This window comes from Roseateles sp. P1_C6 (assembly GCF_056406315.1).
Genome location: NZ_JBFUAK010000011.1, coordinates 199,460 through 215,844, shown reverse-complemented (window position 1 = coordinate 215,844; position 16,385 = coordinate 199,460). Strand labels below are relative to the sequence as shown.

Sequence of the window (16,385 nt, the reverse complement as noted above, 5' to 3'; positions counted from 1 at the left end):
CCCATCCGGGCCAGCACCGCCACGTATCAAGGCGGGTCCCACTCTTTTTAGGAGTCTCCATGTTCAAAACAACCACCATCACGAGCGCGATCCTGGCGCTTGCCGCGACGAGTGCGCTGGCCCAGGAAGCCCAAAAGCTGGAGCGCATCGAAGTCACCGGCTCGAGCATCAAGCGCGTCTCCGCCGAAACCTCGCTGCCGATCTCGGTCGTCACCAAGGAAGACATCGCCCGCAGCGGTGCCACGACGGTGCAAGACCTCGTGCAACTGATTCCTTCCAGCTTCGGCGGCAACGTCGTTGCGAACAACGTGGGTGCTACCGGCGGCGCCGCCACCGCCAATCTGCGCGGCCTGGGCGCCAAGTACACGCTGGTGCTGTTGAACGGCCGCCGTGTCGCCAACTTCGCCTTCGGCAACAACCCGGTTGACCTGAACTCCATCCCGCTGGCTGCTGTCGAGCGCGTTGAAGTCGTCCGTGACGGCGCTTCGTCCATCTACGGCGCCGACGCCGTGGCCGGCGTCATCAACTTCATCCTGCGCAAGGACTACCAGGGCGCCGAAGTGTCCTGGAGCGAATACAAGTCCGACGCCGTGGGCGGCAACGTCACCAATGTCAGCACCGCCGCTGGTTTCGGCGACCTGAATCGCGACCGCTTCAACGTGATGATCACGGCAGGCAAGGAAGAGGTCCAGCCGGTCAAGGCCAAGGACCGCGACTTCGCCAATTCGGCCGTCCGTCCTGACCTGGGCGTCAACAAGTCCTCGCCGCGCAACGGCATTCCCAACCTGAACTTCACCGACACGCGCGGCAACCGCTACACCGGTATCAACCCGCTGCGCTACCTCGGTTGCAATGCGCCCGAGTTCGGCCTGGCCACCTTCGGCTCGCCCGCCAGCCCGACGCAGTGCGGTACCGACTACGTCAAGTTCATCGACCTGGTGCCCGAGCAGTGGCGCGCCAACGTCGCCGCGCGCGCTGTGTTCCAGCTGAACGCTGATAACCAGATCGTCGCGGAAGCGATGCACAACCGCGATCGCACGCAGTCCTTCTACTCGCCGGCACCCTACACGGTGGCGATGACTTACCCGGCCAACGGTCGTTTCTATCCGCAATCGATCACGCTGCCCAAGGGCATGACGCTGCCGGCCGGCTACGTGATGCCCAATGGCACGACGCTTGCCGCCGCGACGGTGCTCGCTGCCGACATGCCCGTCACCCCGACCGGCGCCATCGGTGGCACCTGGCGCACGGTGGCCGGCGGTGGCCGTTCGGACATCACCGAAACGAACACGGACCGCTTGCTGATCGGCGCCCGCGGCACGCTGGCGGGCTGGGACTACGACACGGCCGTCGTCTACTCGCGCAACAAGGGCGAGATCTTCTTCGGCCCCGGCAAGTACAGCTACGCGAAGCTGACGCCGCTGGTTGCCTCCGGCCAGATCAACGTCTTCGGCGCCCAGGATGCCGTCAGCAAGGCTGCACTGGACAGCTCGCTGCTGACCGGCCGCCAGCAGGCTGCCGACTCCAAGTCCACCGAACTGGACTTCCGTGTGTCGCGCGACCTGGTCGAACTGGCTGCCGGCCCGCTGGCACTGGCGCTCGGTGCCAACTATCGCGAAGAGAAGCTCAAGCAGATTTCCGAGCCTGTGCTGGAAACCGGTGACGAAGTCGGCGGCAGCGGCCCGATTCCGGGCGTGACCGGCAGCCGCAAGGTCTACGGCGTGTTCGGCGAAATCAACATCCCGGTCATCAAGGACCTCGAAGCCAACTTCTCGGCCCGCTACGACAACTACAAGAACAGCTTCGGCACCAGCTTCAACAGCTTCAGCCCGAAGGCCAGCGTGCGCTTCCAGCCGATGCGCGATCTCGTGCTGCGTGCCTCCATCGCCAAGGGCTACCGCGCCCCGACGCTGTATGAGAACCTGCGCCCCAAGACCGTCGGCAACAACACCGGTGCAAACTGGAGCGACCCGATCCGCTGCCCGGGCGGCGTCCCCCTGCCGAATTCCACGTTCACCAACCAGGCGTACTACCTGGAAGAAGTGGTCAACGAGTGCAACGTCCAACTGACCACCGGGCTGGAAGGCAACAAGAACGTCAAGCCCGAGAAGTCGCGCCAGTTCTCGACCGGCATGGTGTTCTCGCCGGTCAAGGACATGACCTTCGGCATCGACTACTGGAATGTGGAAATCAAGGACCCCATCCAGCCGAAGTCTGAAATCCAAGTGCTGAGCAATCCTGGCACCTACAAGGACTTCATCTATCGCTTCGACCCGCTGAACGACCCGAACCAGGCCAACCCCATCCAGGGCAGCCAGGACAACCGTTTCCCGATCGCCTACGTCTACCTGCCGTATGAGAACAACGGCAAGTTCTACGCTTCCGGTGTCGACTTCAGCTCGCAGTACCGCTTCAAGTCGTCGCTGGGTACCTTTGGCGTGAACTTCGACGGCGCGCTGGTCGTGACGCACGGTTACCAGTACGTGGGCGGTGCCAAGACGAGCGATCTGGGCAAGTTCAAGGACTTCGGTGCCACGCCGCGCTGGAGGCACTCGCTCAGCGGCAGCTGGTCCACCGGCATGTTCGACGCCGTGCTGACCAACAACTACACGCACAGCTATGACGACTACACGGACCCGGCGGCGGTGAACACCACCGACTACCCGGCCCAGCGTACCGTCAAGGCCTACGTGACCTGGGACGCACAGTTCGGCATCAAGCCCACCAAGTCGCTGACGCTGACCGCCGGCATCAAGAACCTGCTGGACCAGGATCCGCCGTCGTCGCGTAACTCGCTGAACTTCCAGACGGGTTACGACGCCACCTACGCCAACCCGGTGGGCCGTCAGTTCTACGGTCGCATCAACTACAAGTTCTTCTGAACCTGAGTTGACGCTCTGAGACCAGCCGCGCCGCATGGCGCGGCTTTTTTGTGTCTGGATGCTTGTAATCAGGCTGTTGCGCCTGCACGGGTTAGCCCCAGGAAAAGTGCCCGAAACGCGGGGCTAAGATGCCGCCATGGCCGGGTTTGGCCGGAGGCGCTGGTTTTTGCTGCGCCTGGTTCGTGGCGATAAATGCATGCCCGACGGCTTCTGGCCACCGGGCGTTTTTTTTGGTCCGGCCAGGTGTAAGCGGACTTACAAGCCCCGGCCGGCCTGCGTGTTTTCGACGAGGCGGAATCGTTCTCTCCGCGATCTAGAATGCACGCCCTTCGGGAGCTAGTCGATGGCGGGGGTGCAACTTCCGTCGTTCCAGTGGCCGCTTTCCTGAAAAGAAGTCATTGACTGTGATTTGTAGTTGCAAGAAGGAGCGCGCATGAATTTTGCGCAGGAGAAGCAGGGCGCGTCCCGGTTCACGGGCTTCGGCGTCGTGGTCCTGATCCACATCGTGGCGATCTGGGCGTTGGCCAGTGGGCTTGCCAAGGATCTCGTCAAGAAGGTCACGGGCCCGATCGACGTCAAGGTGATCGAGGAGAAGGTCAAGCCGCCGCCGCCGCCTGAGAAGGTGGTGCCGCCTCCGCCGGATCTCAAGGCGCCGCCGCCGCCGTTCGTTCCGCCGCCTGAATTCCAGGTGACCGCACCGGCACCGCCGGCACCGGCCATCCAGTCGACCCAGGTCGCACCGCCCGCCGTTGCCGAGATCCGTCCGGCGCCGGCGCCGGCACCGGCAGCACCTCCGGCCGCGCCGCGTCCGGCCAAGGTCACGGCCGGCATGGTCTGCACCAAGATGGGCAAGCCCGACATGCCGTCCGTCAACTGGAGCGGTGAAGCCCTGTACAAGGCTGTCGCAACCGTCAAGGCGGGCCGCGTCACGGCCGTTGAAATCACTTCGCTGCGTGGTGGCGTGGATCGCAAGGCGCAGCGCGCCCTGACCCAAGCCATCGAAGCGACGCTGCGTGACACCTACGAATGCCCGGGCGATCACGTGTTCGAGCAGGAGTTCCAGTTCAAGATCGAGTAGAGAAGAACCCGCTTCGAACCCGGCGCCGGCACGGCGCCTCCAGAACCTCACAAACCAGAATCTTTCCTAGGAGTTGACTCCATGATTTCTCGCATCACCGGCTTCCTTGCCGCCATCGCCATGGCCGCGACCCTGGCTGTTTCGCCCGTCCACGCGCAAGACCAGAAGCCGGCCGACGCTGCCTCGGCCGCCGTGGTCGATGCCGCCGCTGCGCCTGCCGCCGCTGCCGCCCCCGCCAAGACCGAAAACCCCTACAGCCTGGCCAACATCGTTGCTCACGGCAACGTGGTCGACCAGGTGGTTCTGTTCATCCTGGCCATCATGTCCATGGGTTCCTGGTACATCCTGGTCGTGCGCCTGTGGGACACGAGCAAGCTGGCCTCCGAAGCCAAGGAAGTCCGCGCCACCTTCTTCAAGAAGGCCAGCCTGGCCGATGGCATCAAGAGCCTGAAGGAAGAAAGCGCCTTCCGCTACATCGCCGCCACCGCCATCGACGCGTCGGAGCACCATGAAGGCGCCCTGACCGAGAACATCGACCACAGCAGCTGGGTGACGATGAACGTCGACCGCGCTGTCGCCGACGTCAACACCAAGATCTCCGCCGGCCTGGGCTTCCTGGCAACCGTCGGTTCGACCGCTCCTTTCGTCGGCCTGTTCGGTACGGTGTGGGGCATCCTGAACGCGCTGACCGCCATCGGTGTGGCCGGCCAGGCTTCCATCGACAAGGTCGCCGGCCCCGTGGGCGCCGCGCTGATCATGACCGCCATCGGCCTGGTCGTCGCCGTTCCGGCCGTGCTGGGCTACAACTGGCTGGTCAATCGCAACAAGAGCGTCATGAGCCAAGTCCGTTCCTTCGCGGGTGATCTGCATGGCGTGCTGATGGGTAACCGTTCGGTCGCCAAGCGCTAATCCCTGAGCAGCAGCTCATCCAGGAGCCAATGCCATGGGCATGAACGTCGGATCCTCTTCCAGCGAAGAAGAAGTGGTCTCGACCATCAACACCACGCCCCTCGTGGACGTGATGTTGGTGCTCTTGATCATCTTCCTCATCACTGTGCCGGTGGTGACGCAATCGATCGCGGTGAATCTCCCCAAGGAGACCAACCAGGTCCGCATCACCAAGCCGGAAAACATCGAAATCTCGGTCGCCAAGGACGGCGAAGTCTATTGGGGTACGAAAGCCATTCCCGACATGGAGGAGCTGGTCAAGCGCCTCGGCAAGGAATCGGTCAAGAACCCGCAGCCCGAGGTACACATCCGCGGCGACGACAAATCCCGCTACGAGTCGGTCGGTCGTGTGATCTTTGCCTGCCAGCGTGCCGGCATCATGAAGATCAACTTCGTCACTGAGCCGCCGGCTCGCAACTGACCCCAGGAGTAAGACATGGGAATGAATGTCGGAAGCTCGTCGGGCAGCGGTGATCCCGAAGTCATGATGGACGTCAACACGACGCCGCTGATTGACGTGATGCTGGTGCTGCTGGTGATGCTCATCATCACCATCCCTATCCAGCTGCACACGGTGAACCTGGACATGCCACCGCCGAGCTCGCAGCCGCCGCAGCAAGACCCGGTCGTGCACACGGTCATGATCGACTTCGATGGCACCGTCTATTGGGACGAAGCCGCGCTGCCGAACATCGACGCCGTGAACGCCAAGATGCAGGAAATCGGCGCGATGTCGGTCACCGATCAGCCCGAAATCCACATCAAGCCGAACAAGCTCGTGGACTACGGTGTCGTTGCTGCCGTGATGGCCTCGGCCCAGCGCAACAGCGTCAAGAAGATGGGCATGGTTGGTAACGAGCAATACGTCAAGTGACGTGCTCTCGGGACCGCTGACACCGATACTTTGATGCGCGCTGCCCGAGAGGGCGGCGCGTTTTTGCTTTGCAGGAGAGCAAGTTGAAGACTTTGAAAACCGTGGTGGCAATCGCCGTCGGCGCCCTGGCCCTGACCCTGAATGGTGCCCCTGGCGCCGAGTTCGGCTTCAGCCAGGCTGCCGCTCAGGACAGCGTGCGCAAGGAAGTCGGCACGCCGCTGACCGAGGCCAGCAAGCTGGTCAAGGCCAACAAGTACAAGGAAGCGCTGGCCAAGCTGCGTGATGCCGAAGCCGTCGGCGGCCGCACGGCTGGCGAGAACAATGCCATCGAAGGCATCCGCTTCTCCGCAGCCATGGGCGCCAACGAGCCGGACACGATGGCGCGTTCCTTCGAGGCGCTCAAGGGTGCGGGCAAGCTGTCGCAGGCCCAGCAGCTGCAGTACATGGAAGCCATCGCCGGCACCTATCTGCGCAACAAGGACAACGGCAAGGCCTTGACCTGGGCGCAGCGCTACTTCAAGGACGGCGGCAACAGCCCGACGATGAAGCAGGTGCTGCAGAACGCGCAGTTCCTGTCGGGCGACATGACCGGCACCATCAAGGACACGCTGGACGAGATCGCGGCCGACGAGCGCGCCGGCCGTGCACCGTCCAAGGACAAGCTCAACCTGCTGCTGTTCGCGGCGCAGAAGAAGGGCGACGCCCACGCCGAAAGCGTGGCGACCGAGAAGCTGCTGAACTTCTACCCCGATCCCAAGCTGTGGGCGCAGATTCTCGGCGGTCTGCCGCAGAAGAAGAGCTTTGACAGCAGCCGCTACGCGCTGGATCTCTACCGCCTGCGCTTGGCCACCGGCAACATGTCGCGTGGCGCCGAGGACTACATGGAGATGGCCCAACTGGCCGCTCAGGCCGGTTATCCGGAAGAGGGCAAGCAGGTCGTCGACAAGGGCCTGGCTGCCGGCGTGCTGGGTCAGGGTGCCGAGGGTGCCCGCCACAAGCGCCTGGCCGACCTGATGGTCAAGAAGATCGGCGAAGCCAAGGCCGCTGCCGCAGCCAACGAAAAGGCCGCCCAGGATGCCAAGGACGGCAATGCCTTCGTGACGCTGGGCCTGGCCAATGCCTTCGGCGGCAACGCCAAGAAGGGCGTCGAGCAGATCGAGCAGGGCATCTCCAAGGGCAACCTGAAGCGACCCGAAGACGCCAAGCTGTATCTGGGCCTGGCCCACCAGCTGGGCGGCGAGTCCGCCAAGGCGCAGGCCGCCTGGAAGTCCGTCAAGGGCACGGAAGGCGCTGCCGATCTGGCGCGCCTGTGGATCATCCAGTCGCGTTCCGCCAAGCGCTGATCGAGGCTTGAGCCAAAGCAAAACGGGCCTGGTGTGAACCAGGCCCGTTTTTCATTGTGGCGCTCGCGCGTTCATTTCGGCGCCAGACGGATCGCGCCGTCCAGACGGATGACCTCACCGTTCAGCATGTCGTTGGTGACGATCTGGTGCACCAGCTTGGCGTAGTCCTGCGGCGTGCCCAGGCGGCTCGGGAAGGGCACGCTGGCGGCCAGCGCGTCCTGCACTTCCTGCGGCATGCCGAACAGCATGGGCGTGCCGAAGATGCCCGGTGCGATGGTCATGTTGCGGATGCCGTTGCGGGCCAGGTCGCGGGCGATGGGCAGCGTCATGCCGACCACGCCGCCCTTGGATGCCGAGTAGGCCGCCTGGCCCATCTGGCCGTCGTAGGCGGCGACCGAGGCGGTGGAGATCAGCACGCCGCGTTCGCCGGTCGACTCGGGTTCGTTCTTGGCCATCGCCTCGGCCGCAAGGCGGATCATGTTGAATGTGCCGATCAGGTTGACCGTGACGGTCTTGCTGAAGGCAGCCAGCGGGTGGGCGCCGTCCTTGCCGACCGTCTTGATGGCGGGCGCGATGCCGGCGCAGTTCACCAGGCCGACCAGCTTGCCGAGCGCCGTGGCTGCCGCGACGGCGGCCTGGCCATCGGCCTCCTGGCTGACATCGCACTTGACGAAGACGCCGCCGATTTCGGCCGCGACAGCCTGGCCGCGCTCGGCCTGCAAGTCGGCGATGACGACCTTGGCGCCATGGCCGGCCAGCATGCGCGCCGTGCCTTCGCCGAGGCCCGAGGCGCCGCCGGTGACGATGAACACCTTGCCTGCGATTTCCATGATGAGGAGCTCCTGGGTTGATTGACGTAAACGTCAATTGTGGCCGACAAAGCCAGCCCTTCAGCCCGCCGCGGCGCGGCAGTCCCACCCACGAGGCGATGCCATTGTCTTGGGACGGTGCAGCGACAAAAAAGCCGCGGGGCCTGAGGCGCCGCGGCTTTGTCCGGGAGTGAAACGACTCAGGCCAGCGCGGCCAGCGCCCTGCGCGTGATGTCGTCGACCGAGCCCATGCCTTCGATGCGGCGGTACTTGGGCGCATTGGCGTCGCCGGTGGCGGCCCATTGCGAGTAGTAGTCGACCAGCGGGCGGGTCTGGGCGGAGTAGACGTCCAGGCGCTTCTTGACGGTGGTTTCCTCGTCGTCGGGGCGCTGCACGAGGTCTTCGCCGGTCTCGTCGTCCTTGCCTTCCACCTTGGGCGGGTTGAACTTGACGTGATAGGTGCGACCCGACGCGGGGTGGGAGCGGCGGCCGCTCATGCGCTCGATGATGGCCTCGAAGGGCACGTCGATCTCCAGCACGTAGTCCAGCTTCACGCCGGCCGCCTTCATCGCGTCGGCCTGCGGAATGGTGCGGGGGAAGCCGTCGAACAGGAAGCCGGTGGCGCAGTCCGGCTGGGCGATGCGTTCCTTGACGAGCGCAATGATCAGGTCGTCGCTGACGAGGGCACCGGACTTCATCACCGCGTCGGCCTTCAGGCCCAGCGGCGTGCCGGCCTTGACGGCGGCACGCAGCATGTCGCCGGTGGAGATCTGCGGAATGCCGAATTGCTTGCAGATGAAGGCAGCTTGGGTGCCTTTGCCGGCGCCGGGCGCGCCCAGAAGGATCAGTCGCATGGGTCTCCTCGTCCTATTCGTGCATGAAGGGGACGTTAAAAAAGTCCCGCTTCAGGTCAGCGGTCGAGTATCGCATGCGGACTTTCGCAGGCCTGACGCCCGCGGCCCGTTCAGCCGCCCAGCAAGCGCCGCACGCGTTCCAGATCCTCGGGTGTGTCAACGCCGGGGCCTGGGCGCTCCATGCTGATGTGCACGGCGATGCGCTCACCGTGCCACAGGACACGCAGCTGCTCCAGCGACTCGATCTGCTCCAGCGGGCTGACCGACAGCGTCGGGAAGCGGCGCAGGAAGCCGGCGCGGTAGGCGTACAGGCCCACATGGCGCAGCGCCTGGTTGGGCTGGCCGGCGCCGTCGCGCCACCAGGCGATGGGTGCGCGCGAGAAATACAGCGCCCGGCCGGCCTTGTCGGTGACCAGCTTGACGACATTCGGGTTCGCGAACTCGGAAGGGTCGGTCAGCGCGTGGGCGACGGTGGCCATCACGCAATCGGGCTGCGCTGCCAGCGTCGCGGCGCAGGCGTCGATCATGCTCGGGGCGATCAGTGGCTCGTCGCCTTGCACGTTGACCACGGCGGCATCGTCCGCCAACCCAAGCTGCTCGACGGCCTCGGCCAGGCGATCGCTGCCGGAGGGATGGTCGGCGCGCGTCATCAGCGCGCGCACGCCGTGCGCGGCGCAGGCGGCAGCGACCTCGGGCGCGTCGGTCGCCACGACAACCTGGCTGGCAGCCGACTCGGCCGCGCGGCGCGCCACGCGCACGATCATCGGCAGGCCGGCGATGTCCGCCAGCGGCTTGTTCGGCAGCCGGGTCGACGCCAGGCGCGCCGGAATGATGACCGTGAAGCTCACGGTGCCAGCGGGACCGGGGCGCTGACGGCGTCCGGGTCCCAGGGCTTGGCCTCGCTCTCCAGCATCAGCGGAATGCCGTCACGGATGGGGAAGGCCAGGCGGTCTGCGCGGCAGGCCAGCGCCGGCAGTTCACCGTCGCGCAGCAGCGTCAGCGGCCCCTTGCACAGCGGGCAGACGAGCATTTCGATCAGGCGTTGGTCCATCGGGCGGGCAGGGGGAGTTTTTGCAGTTGGGCGTCCAGCGCCGCCTCGAAGCCGGCACCGGGCGAGAAGTCTAGCGCCACGACCCAGACGGGCAGGGTGCCGACGCGCCCGGGCGGCAGCTTCACGGCGTCCTTTTCGGTCAGCACGACGCCGGCCACGTCGGGCCCCCAGGGCAGCGCCGCGAAGTCGGCATGGTCGGGCAGTGCCAGCGTGTCCACGCGCAGCCCCAGGTCGGCCAGCATGTCGAAGAAGCGCCGCGGCCGTGCGACGCCGGCGACGGCCAGCAGCCCCGGCCGGTCGCGCAGTGCCAGCAGCGTGGCCATGCGGGCGGGCCGACCGGCCCACCACTCGGCCAGCGAAACGGCACCGGCCAGGCGGCGCGCGGCGACAAAGCCGGGCAGGGCGGTGCTGGGCGCAGCCGCGTTGTAGATGACCAGTTGGTCGGCCGTTGGCATGCTCGGCGGCTGGCGCAGCGGCCCGGCCGGCAGCAGCCGGCCGTTGCCCAGGCCGCGCTCGTCGAACACCAGCAGGCTCAGGCGCCGTGGCAGCCGCCAGTGCTGCAGCCCGTCGTCGCTGACCAGCAATTGCAGTCCCGGCTCGGCCGCCAGCAGCGCGCGCGCCGCCGCGACGCGGTCACGGCCGACGGCCACAGGCACCTGGCCGCGCAGGTGGATCAGCAGCGGCTCGTCACCGACCTCGCCCGCCGTCGACACGCGCGTGACCAGGCGAACGCCGTCACCCTCGCGCCCATAGCCGCGCGAGACGACACCGGCGCGCAAGCCACGTTCACGCAGCAGTTCCAGCAGCGCCAGCGTCGTGGGTGTCTTGCCGGCGCCGCCGACGATCCAGTTGCCGACGACGATGACCGGTACGGGCAGCGCTTGCACGCGCTTCAGGCCGCTGCGGTAGGCCAGGCTGCGCAACGCCAGCAGCGCGCGGTAGACCCAGCTCAGCGGCAGCAACGCGACCGACAGCGGCCCGCCGGTCAGCCACTGCTGCTGCAGGAGATCAGCGAGCGTCGGTCTGCGCGGCGAAGGTGACACGCGTCAGGCCCACGCGGCGCGCGGCGTCCATCACGTTGATCACGGCCTGGTGCGGCGTGGCCGCATCGGCCGAGATGATCAGCGACGCCTCGGCGTTGCCGCCGGACGCCTGGCGCAGCGCGCCGATCAGGATGTCCACCGAGCGGCCTTCCACCGGCTGGCGGTTGATGACGAAGCGGCCGTCGGCGGCGATGCCGACGATGACCTCCTGCGGCCGGTCCTTCAACTTCTCCGCGTCAGCCGACGGCAGCGTGATCTGCAGCTCGGTGAACTTGGAATACGTCGTCGACAGCATCAGGAAGATCAGGATCACCAGCAGCACGTCGATGAAGGGGATCAGGTTGATCTCCGGTGGCTCTCGGTGCGGGGGGCGGAAGCGCATCGCGTGATCCTCCCCGGGCTCAGGCCGTGTAGCGGCGCAGCTGGCCCAGCAGGCGGTCGGCGGCGGCTTCGAGCTCGAGCACGTACTCCTCGATGCGGCCGCGGAAGTAGCGGTAGAACATCAGCGAGGGGATGGCGATCATCAGGCCGAAGGCCGTGTTGTAGAGCGCGATGGAGATGCCGTGTGCCAGCTGGGCGGGATTGCCGCCGCCGGGCGTCTGGCTGCCGAAGATCTCGATCATGCCCACCACCGTGCCCATCAGGCCCAGCAGCGGCGCGGCCGTGGCGATGGTGCCCAGCGTGTTCATGTAGCGCTCGAGCTGGTGCACAGCGCGGCGTCCGGCGAACTCGAACACCAGGCGCAGCTTGCCTTCGGGCATCTGCGGCTCGGCGGTGACGGCCCGCAGGCCGGAGGCCAGCACCTCACCCAGCAGCGAGTTCTCGGCCAGACGGTCGACCATGTCGGGCGCGGGCAGTTGCTGGGCGCTGACGTTGAGCACGTCTTCCAGCAGCCGCGGCGGCAGGATGCGGCTGGCGCGCAGGCTGGACAAGCGTTCGATGATCAGCGCCAGGGCCACCACGGAGCACAGGAGCAAGGGCCAGATCGGCCAGCCGGCGGCTTGTATGATCGAAAACAAGGGCGTCCCCGTCGAAAAAAGCGGCCGCGGGCGGCCGGGAAAGTGCGCGGGATTATGGCCCGGCCTTGCACGGCGCCACCGGCAACTCCACGGCGCGAAAGCGTTCTCACAATCCACCGTTGCTGTGGATAACTTTGTGGGCAAGCCGGGTGCGCTGGCCGGCAGAGGCCGTCAAATCAAGGCCTTGGACAAATTGCCTCAAGTTTGAGCAGCGGAATTCGAATTGAAAAACAACGTCTTATGTGCTCATGACGGCACCGTGACAGGTGAAATGAGCCGAAATGGCCCGCCAGCCCAGTATTGGCGCGGCTGTGGACTTCCCGGCCCGCGCCGGCATTGGGTTTGCGCGTGATTGATGGCCGCGAAGCCGCATCCGGCCGTCGTGTCTGGGGCGTGGCCGGTCTGCTGGAGGCGGTCAGCCAGAGCCTGGCCGAACGCTTCTCGGTGGTCGTCGTCGGCGGCGAGATCGCCGGCTTCACGCGGGCGGCCAGCGGCCACTGCTACTTCGGGCTGAAGGACGCCGACGGTCAGGCCGCCAGCCTGCGCTGCGCGATGTTCCGGCGCGCGGCGGCAATGCTGGACTTCACGCCGGCCGACGGCGCGCTGGTCGAGCTGCGTGGCCGCGTGGCCGTCTACGAGCCGCGTGGCGAGCTGCAGTTCGTCGTCGAGGCCATGCGCCGTGCCGGCGCCGGCACGCTGTACGAGCAGTTCCTGAAGCTGCGGGCCCGGCTGGCGGCCGAGGGGCTGTTCGACGAGGACGCCAAGCGGCCGCTGCCGACATTGCCGCGGCGTATCGGCGTCGTCACGTCCACGGCCGGCGCCGCGCTGCACGACGTGCTGACGGCACTGGCCCGCCGCGCGCCGCAGGTCGAGGTGGTCGTCTACCCCAGCCTGGTGCAGGGTGCCGAGGCGCCAGCGGCGCTGGTCAACGCATTGCGCATCGCCAACGAGCGGGCCGAGGTGGACTTGCTGCTGCTGGTGCGCGGCGGTGGCTCGCTGGAGGACTTGTGGGCCTTCAACGACGAGCGCGTCGTGCGCGCGGTGGCGTCGTCGGGGCTGCCCATCGTCTGCGGCGTCGGGCACGAGACCGATGTGACGCTGTGCGACCTGGCCGCCGACCTGCGCGCACCCACGCCCACGGCCGCGGCCGAACTGGCGGCACCGGCGCGCGCGGCGCTGCTGCAGATGCTTGCCAGCCTGGAGCGGGGCCTGACACTGCGCACAGAGCAGCGCCTGCAGTCGCTGGGCCAGCGGCTGGACCGCATCGCACTGCGCCTGTCGCGGCCCAGTGATGCACTGGCCCGCCAGCGCCGCGTGCTGGAGCTGCTGGCCCAGCGCGCCGCCGTGGCGCCGGGCCGGCGTGTCGAGTTGCAGCGCCAGCGACTCGCCCACCTGGCCGAGCGCCGCGAGCGAGCGGGCCAGGATGTCCTGCGCCGCCAGTCGGTGCGGCTGGACGGCTTGCAGGCCCGGCTGCTGGCGCTGGACCCTCAGCATGTGCTGGCGCGCGGCTATGCCTGGCTGGACGACGGCCWGGGCGGCGCGATCACCTCGGTGCAGGCGCTGCAGCCTGGCCACGAGGTACGCGCCGTGCTGGCCGACGGCAGCGCCGACCTGCAAATCCTGCGGGTACGGCCTTTGCCGCAAGGGTGATCCCCGCTCCCTACAATCTTTCGGTTTCCCTTCCCCCCAACACTTGAGGACTCCACGATGGAACACACGCTGCCCCCGCTGCCTTACCCGATCGACTCGCTGGCCCCGCACTACAGCAAGGAGACCCTCGAGTTCCACCACGGCAAGCATCACAACGCCTATGTGGTGAACCTGAACAACCTGCAAAAGGGCACCGAGTTCGAAAGCCTGACGCTCGAAGAGATCATCAAGAAGAGCTCCGGCGGCATCTACAACAACTCGGCCCAGATCTGGAACCACACCTTCTTCTGGAACTGCATGAAGCCGCAGGGCGGTGGCGAGCCCAGCGGCGCGCTGGCTGATGCCATCAACGCCAAGTGGGGCAGCTATGCCGCCTTCAAGGAAGCCTTCGTCAAGAGCGCCGTCGGCAACTTCGGTTCGGGCTGGACCTGGCTGGTCAAGAAGCCGGACGGCTCCGTCGACATCGTCAACACCGGTGCCGCCGGCACGCCGCTGACGACCGCCGACAAGGCGCTGCTGACCGTCGACGTGTGGGAACACGCTTACTACATCGACTACCGCAACCTGCGCCCCAAGTTCGTCGAGACCTTCCTGTCGAACTTGGTCAACTGGTCGTTCGCGGAAGCCAACTTCGCCTGATCGGTTCCTCCCGTAGGCAAAGGCCGGCCGATGCCGGCCTTTTTCATGGTCAACCCTGAACCCTTAGGGCCTAGCGCCGGGCCGCTGCCAAGCCGGCCTGCGCCCGCGTTCAGCGGCGTGCGAGGGGACGAGCGGCTTACTGCGACACCGCGATGACATGCCGCACCAGCGGATAGACCTGGTGCTGCCAGCGCCGCCCGCTGAACACGCCGTAGTGGCCCACGTTGGGCTGGATGTAGTGCGTGCGCAGGTACAGCTTCAGGCTGCTGGCCAGGTCCTGCGCGGCCAGCGTCTGACCCACGGCGCAGATGTCGTCGCGCTCGCCCTCCACGGTCAGCAGCGCGGTGCGGCGGATGGCCGCCGGGTTCACGCGGCGGCCCTTGAACATCAGCTCGCCGCGCGGCAGGTCGAAGGTCTGAAAGACGCGTTCCACGGTCTCCAGGTAGAAGTCCGCCGCCAGGTCGGCCACGGCCATGTATTCCTCGTAGAACAGCCGCGTCACCTCGGCCTTGTCGAACTCGTCGTTGACGAGGTGCTTGTAGTAGTCCTTGAAGGCGTTGGCGTGCCGGTCCTGGTTCATGCTCATGAAGGCCGACAACTGCACGAAGCCCGGGTAGACGCGCCGCCCGGCCCCTTTGTGGCGCCAGGGCACGTGGCTGATCAGGTTTTTGCGGAACCATTCGATGGGCTTGCCGGTGGCCAGCTTGTTGACCTCTGTGGGACTGACGCGGCAGTCGATGGGGCCGGCCATCAGCGTCAGGCTGGCCGGCGTGGCCGGGTGGTCGTCCTCGGCCATCAGCGCGACGGCCGCCAGCGCGCTGACGCAGGGTTGGCAGACGGCCACGACGTTGGCGCCGGGGCCCATGGCGGCCAGGAAGTCGATCAGGTGCTGGGTGTACTCGTCCAGCCCGAAGCGGCCGGCGGACAGCGGCACGTCGCGCACGTTGTGCCAATCGGTGATGTAGACGTCGTGGTCTTGCAGCAGCGTGCGTGCCGTGTCGCGCAGCAGCGTCGCGAAGTGCCCGGACATCGGCGCCACGACCAGCACCTTGGGCGAGGCCGGCGCGCCTTCACGGCGAAAGCGCAGCAGCGTCGCGAAGGGCGTGGTCAGCACGGCCTCCTCGGTCACGGGCCAGTGTTCGCTGCCGTTGCTGGCCTCGGTGATGCGCCACGGCGGGCGCGTGTGCGTGACCTGGGCCAGCTCGAACACCTGGCCGGCCGCCGCCATCTGGCGCGCCGGCAGCCAGCCGCTGTCGGCGATGCTGGGGTCTTGCAGGAAGGGCAGGGACAGGCGCATCGCCGCACGCAGCGGCCACAGCAGGTCGGCGTGGGCCTGGTAGGCGGGGTACATGGCTGCTCCTGCAAGGCCGGGGTGAACTTGATGACGCAAGGAGCGCGCCAGCATGGCATGGGGCTTGCGTCGTCCTGGGGCATACACCGCCAGGAGACGTCCATGCCAGTCGCCACGCCGACCCGAACTGCGGTCCGCAAGTCCAGCAGGGCCGCCGTCGTTCCCGCGGCCACGCTGACGCTGAGCAGCAAGAACTACTCCTCCTGGTCGCTGCGCGGCTGGCTGCTGGCGCGCTTTGCCGGCCTGGCCTTCGAGGAGGTCATGGTGTCGCCCGACGACGAAGACGCCCGCAAGGAGCTGCTGCTGCTGGCGCCGTCCATCCGCGTGCCCTGCCTGCGCCACGAGGGGGTCACGGTCTGGAACAACATGGCCATTGCCGAGTATCTGAACGAGCTGTTTCCCAAGGCCGGCCTGTGGCCCGCGGACCGTGTCGCGCGCGCCCACGCCCGCGCCATCTGCGGCGAGATGAACTCCGGCTTCGCCAACCTGCGCGCGGCGCTGCCGATGAACCTGAAGGGACGCTTCCCCAAGCACAAGATCTGGAACGGCGCCAAGCCCGACATCGAGCGCATCGTCGAAATCTGGAGCGACTGCCTGGACACCTATGGCGGGCCCTTCCTGTTCGGCAAGAAGCGCTGCGCTGCCGAAGCCTTCTTCGCACCGGTGACGACCCGCTTCAAGACCTACGACGTGGCGCTGCCTCCCGCCTGCGCAGCCTTCTGCGACACCATCCTGGCGATGCCGGAGATGAAGGCATGGATCGCCGATGCCCAGCTGGAACCTGAGGAGATCGAGCTCCTCGACATGGATTTCTAAGTCGCCATCACCTCAGTCGCCCGCAAGC

At 66.7% G+C, this 16,385-nt stretch carries 17 protein-coding genes; 9 read left to right on the top strand and 8 right to left on the bottom strand.

The window, feature by feature from the left end:
* Window positions 1-59: 59 nt before the first annotated feature.
* From AC1D29_RS23675 to AC1D29_RS23650, 6 genes are all read left to right on the top strand, one after another.
* On the top strand, window positions 60-2,882 hold the full coding sequence (locus AC1D29_RS23675; protein WP_477902070.1) for a TonB-dependent receptor plug domain-containing protein: 2,823 nt from the start codon (window positions 60-62) through the stop codon (window positions 2,880-2,882).
* Between the two features lie 487 nt (window positions 2,883-3,369).
* A complete protein-coding gene (locus AC1D29_RS23670) occupies window positions 3,370-3,960 on the top strand; it encodes a hypothetical protein (RefSeq protein ID WP_477902068.1) in 591 nt (196 codons plus the stop codon).
* 81 nt (window positions 3,961-4,041) lie between these two features.
* Complete coding sequence (locus AC1D29_RS23665) at window positions 4,042-4,869, top strand: MotA/TolQ/ExbB proton channel family protein (RefSeq protein WP_477902066.1); 828 nt, start codon at window positions 4,042-4,044, stop codon at window positions 4,867-4,869.
* A 34-nt stretch (window positions 4,870-4,903) separates the two neighbouring features.
* Complete coding sequence (locus AC1D29_RS23660; protein WP_477902064.1) at window positions 4,904-5,329, top strand: ExbD/TolR family protein; 426 nt, start codon at window positions 4,904-4,906, stop codon at window positions 5,327-5,329.
* A gap of 15 nt (window positions 5,330-5,344) precedes the next feature.
* On the top strand, window positions 5,345-5,782 hold the full coding sequence (locus tag AC1D29_RS23655; RefSeq protein ID WP_477902062.1) for an ExbD/TolR family protein: 438 nt from the start codon (window positions 5,345-5,347) through the stop codon (window positions 5,780-5,782).
* An 83-nt stretch (window positions 5,783-5,865) separates the two neighbouring features.
* A complete protein-coding gene (locus tag AC1D29_RS23650; protein ID WP_477902060.1) occupies window positions 5,866-7,125 on the top strand; it encodes a hypothetical protein in 1,260 nt (419 codons plus the stop codon).
* 71 nt (window positions 7,126-7,196) lie between these two features.
* Here the strand turns inward: AC1D29_RS23650 and AC1D29_RS23645 are convergent, their stop codons facing one another.
* The 7 genes from AC1D29_RS23645 to AC1D29_RS23615 all read right to left on the bottom strand — a co-directional run bounded on the left by AC1D29_RS23645 (window position 7,197) and on the right by AC1D29_RS23615 (window position 11,901).
* On the bottom strand, window positions 7,197-7,955 hold the full coding sequence (locus tag AC1D29_RS23645) for a 3-hydroxyacyl-CoA dehydrogenase (protein ID WP_477902058.1): 759 nt from the start codon (window positions 7,953-7,955) through the stop codon (window positions 7,197-7,199).
* A gap of 179 nt (window positions 7,956-8,134) precedes the next feature.
* On the bottom strand, window positions 8,135-8,788 hold the full coding sequence (gene adk / locus AC1D29_RS23640) for an adenylate kinase (protein ID WP_477902056.1): 654 nt from the start codon (window positions 8,786-8,788) through the stop codon (window positions 8,135-8,137).
* Between the two features lie 110 nt (window positions 8,789-8,898).
* Entirely contained in the window at window positions 8,899-9,636 is a 738-nt protein-coding gene (gene kdsB / locus AC1D29_RS23635; protein WP_477902054.1) for a 3-deoxy-manno-octulosonate cytidylyltransferase, read from the bottom strand.
* Complete coding sequence (locus AC1D29_RS23630; protein ID WP_477902052.1) at window positions 9,633-9,839, bottom strand: Trm112 family protein; 207 nt, start codon at window positions 9,837-9,839, stop codon at window positions 9,633-9,635. Before AC1D29_RS23630 ends, kdsB begins: the two co-directional genes overlap by 4 nt.
* Entirely contained in the window at window positions 9,824-10,882 is a 1,059-nt protein-coding gene (gene lpxK, locus AC1D29_RS23625) for a tetraacyldisaccharide 4'-kinase (protein WP_477902050.1), read from the bottom strand. Before lpxK ends, AC1D29_RS23630 begins: the two co-directional genes overlap by 16 nt.
* Entirely contained in the window at window positions 10,848-11,264 is a 417-nt protein-coding gene (locus AC1D29_RS23620) for an ExbD/TolR family protein (protein WP_477902048.1), read from the bottom strand. Before AC1D29_RS23620 ends, lpxK begins: the two co-directional genes overlap by 35 nt.
* Window positions 11,265-11,283: 19 nt before the next feature.
* Complete coding sequence (locus AC1D29_RS23615) at window positions 11,284-11,901, bottom strand: MotA/TolQ/ExbB proton channel family protein (RefSeq protein WP_477902046.1); 618 nt, start codon at window positions 11,899-11,901, stop codon at window positions 11,284-11,286.
* Window positions 11,902-12,249: 348 nt separating this feature from the next.
* Here AC1D29_RS23615 and xseA point away from each other — a divergent pair, with 348 nt between their 5' ends.
* On the top strand, window positions 12,250-13,551 hold the full coding sequence (xseA, locus tag AC1D29_RS23610; protein WP_477902044.1) for an exodeoxyribonuclease VII large subunit: 1,302 nt from the start codon (window positions 12,250-12,252) through the stop codon (window positions 13,549-13,551).
* A gap of 57 nt (window positions 13,552-13,608) precedes the next feature.
* A complete protein-coding gene (locus AC1D29_RS23605) occupies window positions 13,609-14,190 on the top strand; it encodes a superoxide dismutase (RefSeq protein ID WP_477902042.1) in 582 nt (193 codons plus the stop codon).
* Window positions 14,191-14,326: 136 nt separating this feature from the next.
* Here AC1D29_RS23605 and AC1D29_RS23600 read toward each other — a convergent pair whose 3' ends face one another.
* A complete protein-coding gene (locus AC1D29_RS23600; protein WP_477902040.1) occupies window positions 14,327-15,541 on the bottom strand; it encodes a polyhydroxyalkanoate depolymerase in 1,215 nt (404 codons plus the stop codon).
* Between the two features lie 102 nt (window positions 15,542-15,643).
* Here AC1D29_RS23600 and AC1D29_RS23595 point away from each other — a divergent pair, with 102 nt between their 5' ends.
* Entirely contained in the window at window positions 15,644-16,357 is a 714-nt protein-coding gene (locus AC1D29_RS23595) for a glutathione S-transferase family protein (protein WP_477902038.1), read from the top strand.
* Window positions 16,358-16,385 lie beyond the last annotated feature (28 nt).

What these genes read in the sequence shown, in the direction of transcription:
- AC1D29_RS23660 (WP_477902064.1), top strand. Translation starts at nt 4,904, where the DNA reads ATGGGCATGAACGTCGGATCCTCTTCCAGCGAAGAAGAAGTGGTCTCG.
- AC1D29_RS23630 (WP_477902052.1), bottom strand. Translation starts at nt 9,839, where the DNA reads ATGGACCAACGCCTGATCGAAATGCTCGTCTGCCCGCTGTGCAAGGGG.
- AC1D29_RS23605 (WP_477902042.1), top strand. Translation starts at nt 13,609, where the DNA reads ATGGAACACACGCTGCCCCCGCTGCCTTACCCGATCGACTCGCTGGCC.
- AC1D29_RS23600 (WP_477902040.1), bottom strand. Translation starts at nt 15,541, where the DNA reads ATGTACCCCGCCTACCAGGCCCACGCCGACCTGCTGTGGCCGCTGCGT.
- AC1D29_RS23665 (WP_477902066.1), top strand. Translation starts at nt 4,042, where the DNA reads ATGATTTCTCGCATCACCGGCTTCCTTGCCGCCATCGCCATGGCCGCG.
- AC1D29_RS23655 (WP_477902062.1), top strand. Translation starts at nt 5,345, where the DNA reads ATGGGAATGAATGTCGGAAGCTCGTCGGGCAGCGGTGATCCCGAAGTC.
- AC1D29_RS23645 (WP_477902058.1), bottom strand. Translation starts at nt 7,955, where the DNA reads ATGGAAATCGCAGGCAAGGTGTTCATCGTCACCGGCGGCGCCTCGGGC.
- AC1D29_RS23620 (WP_477902048.1), bottom strand. Translation starts at nt 11,264, where the DNA reads ATGCGCTTCCGCCCCCCGCACCGAGAGCCACCGGAGATCAACCTGATC.
- adk (WP_477902056.1), bottom strand. Translation starts at nt 8,788, where the DNA reads ATGCGACTGATCCTTCTGGGCGCGCCCGGCGCCGGCAAAGGCACCCAA.
- AC1D29_RS23675 (WP_477902070.1), top strand. Translation starts at nt 60, where the DNA reads ATGTTCAAAACAACCACCATCACGAGCGCGATCCTGGCGCTTGCCGCG.
- AC1D29_RS23595 (WP_477902038.1), top strand. Translation starts at nt 15,644, where the DNA reads ATGCCAGTCGCCACGCCGACCCGAACTGCGGTCCGCAAGTCCAGCAGG.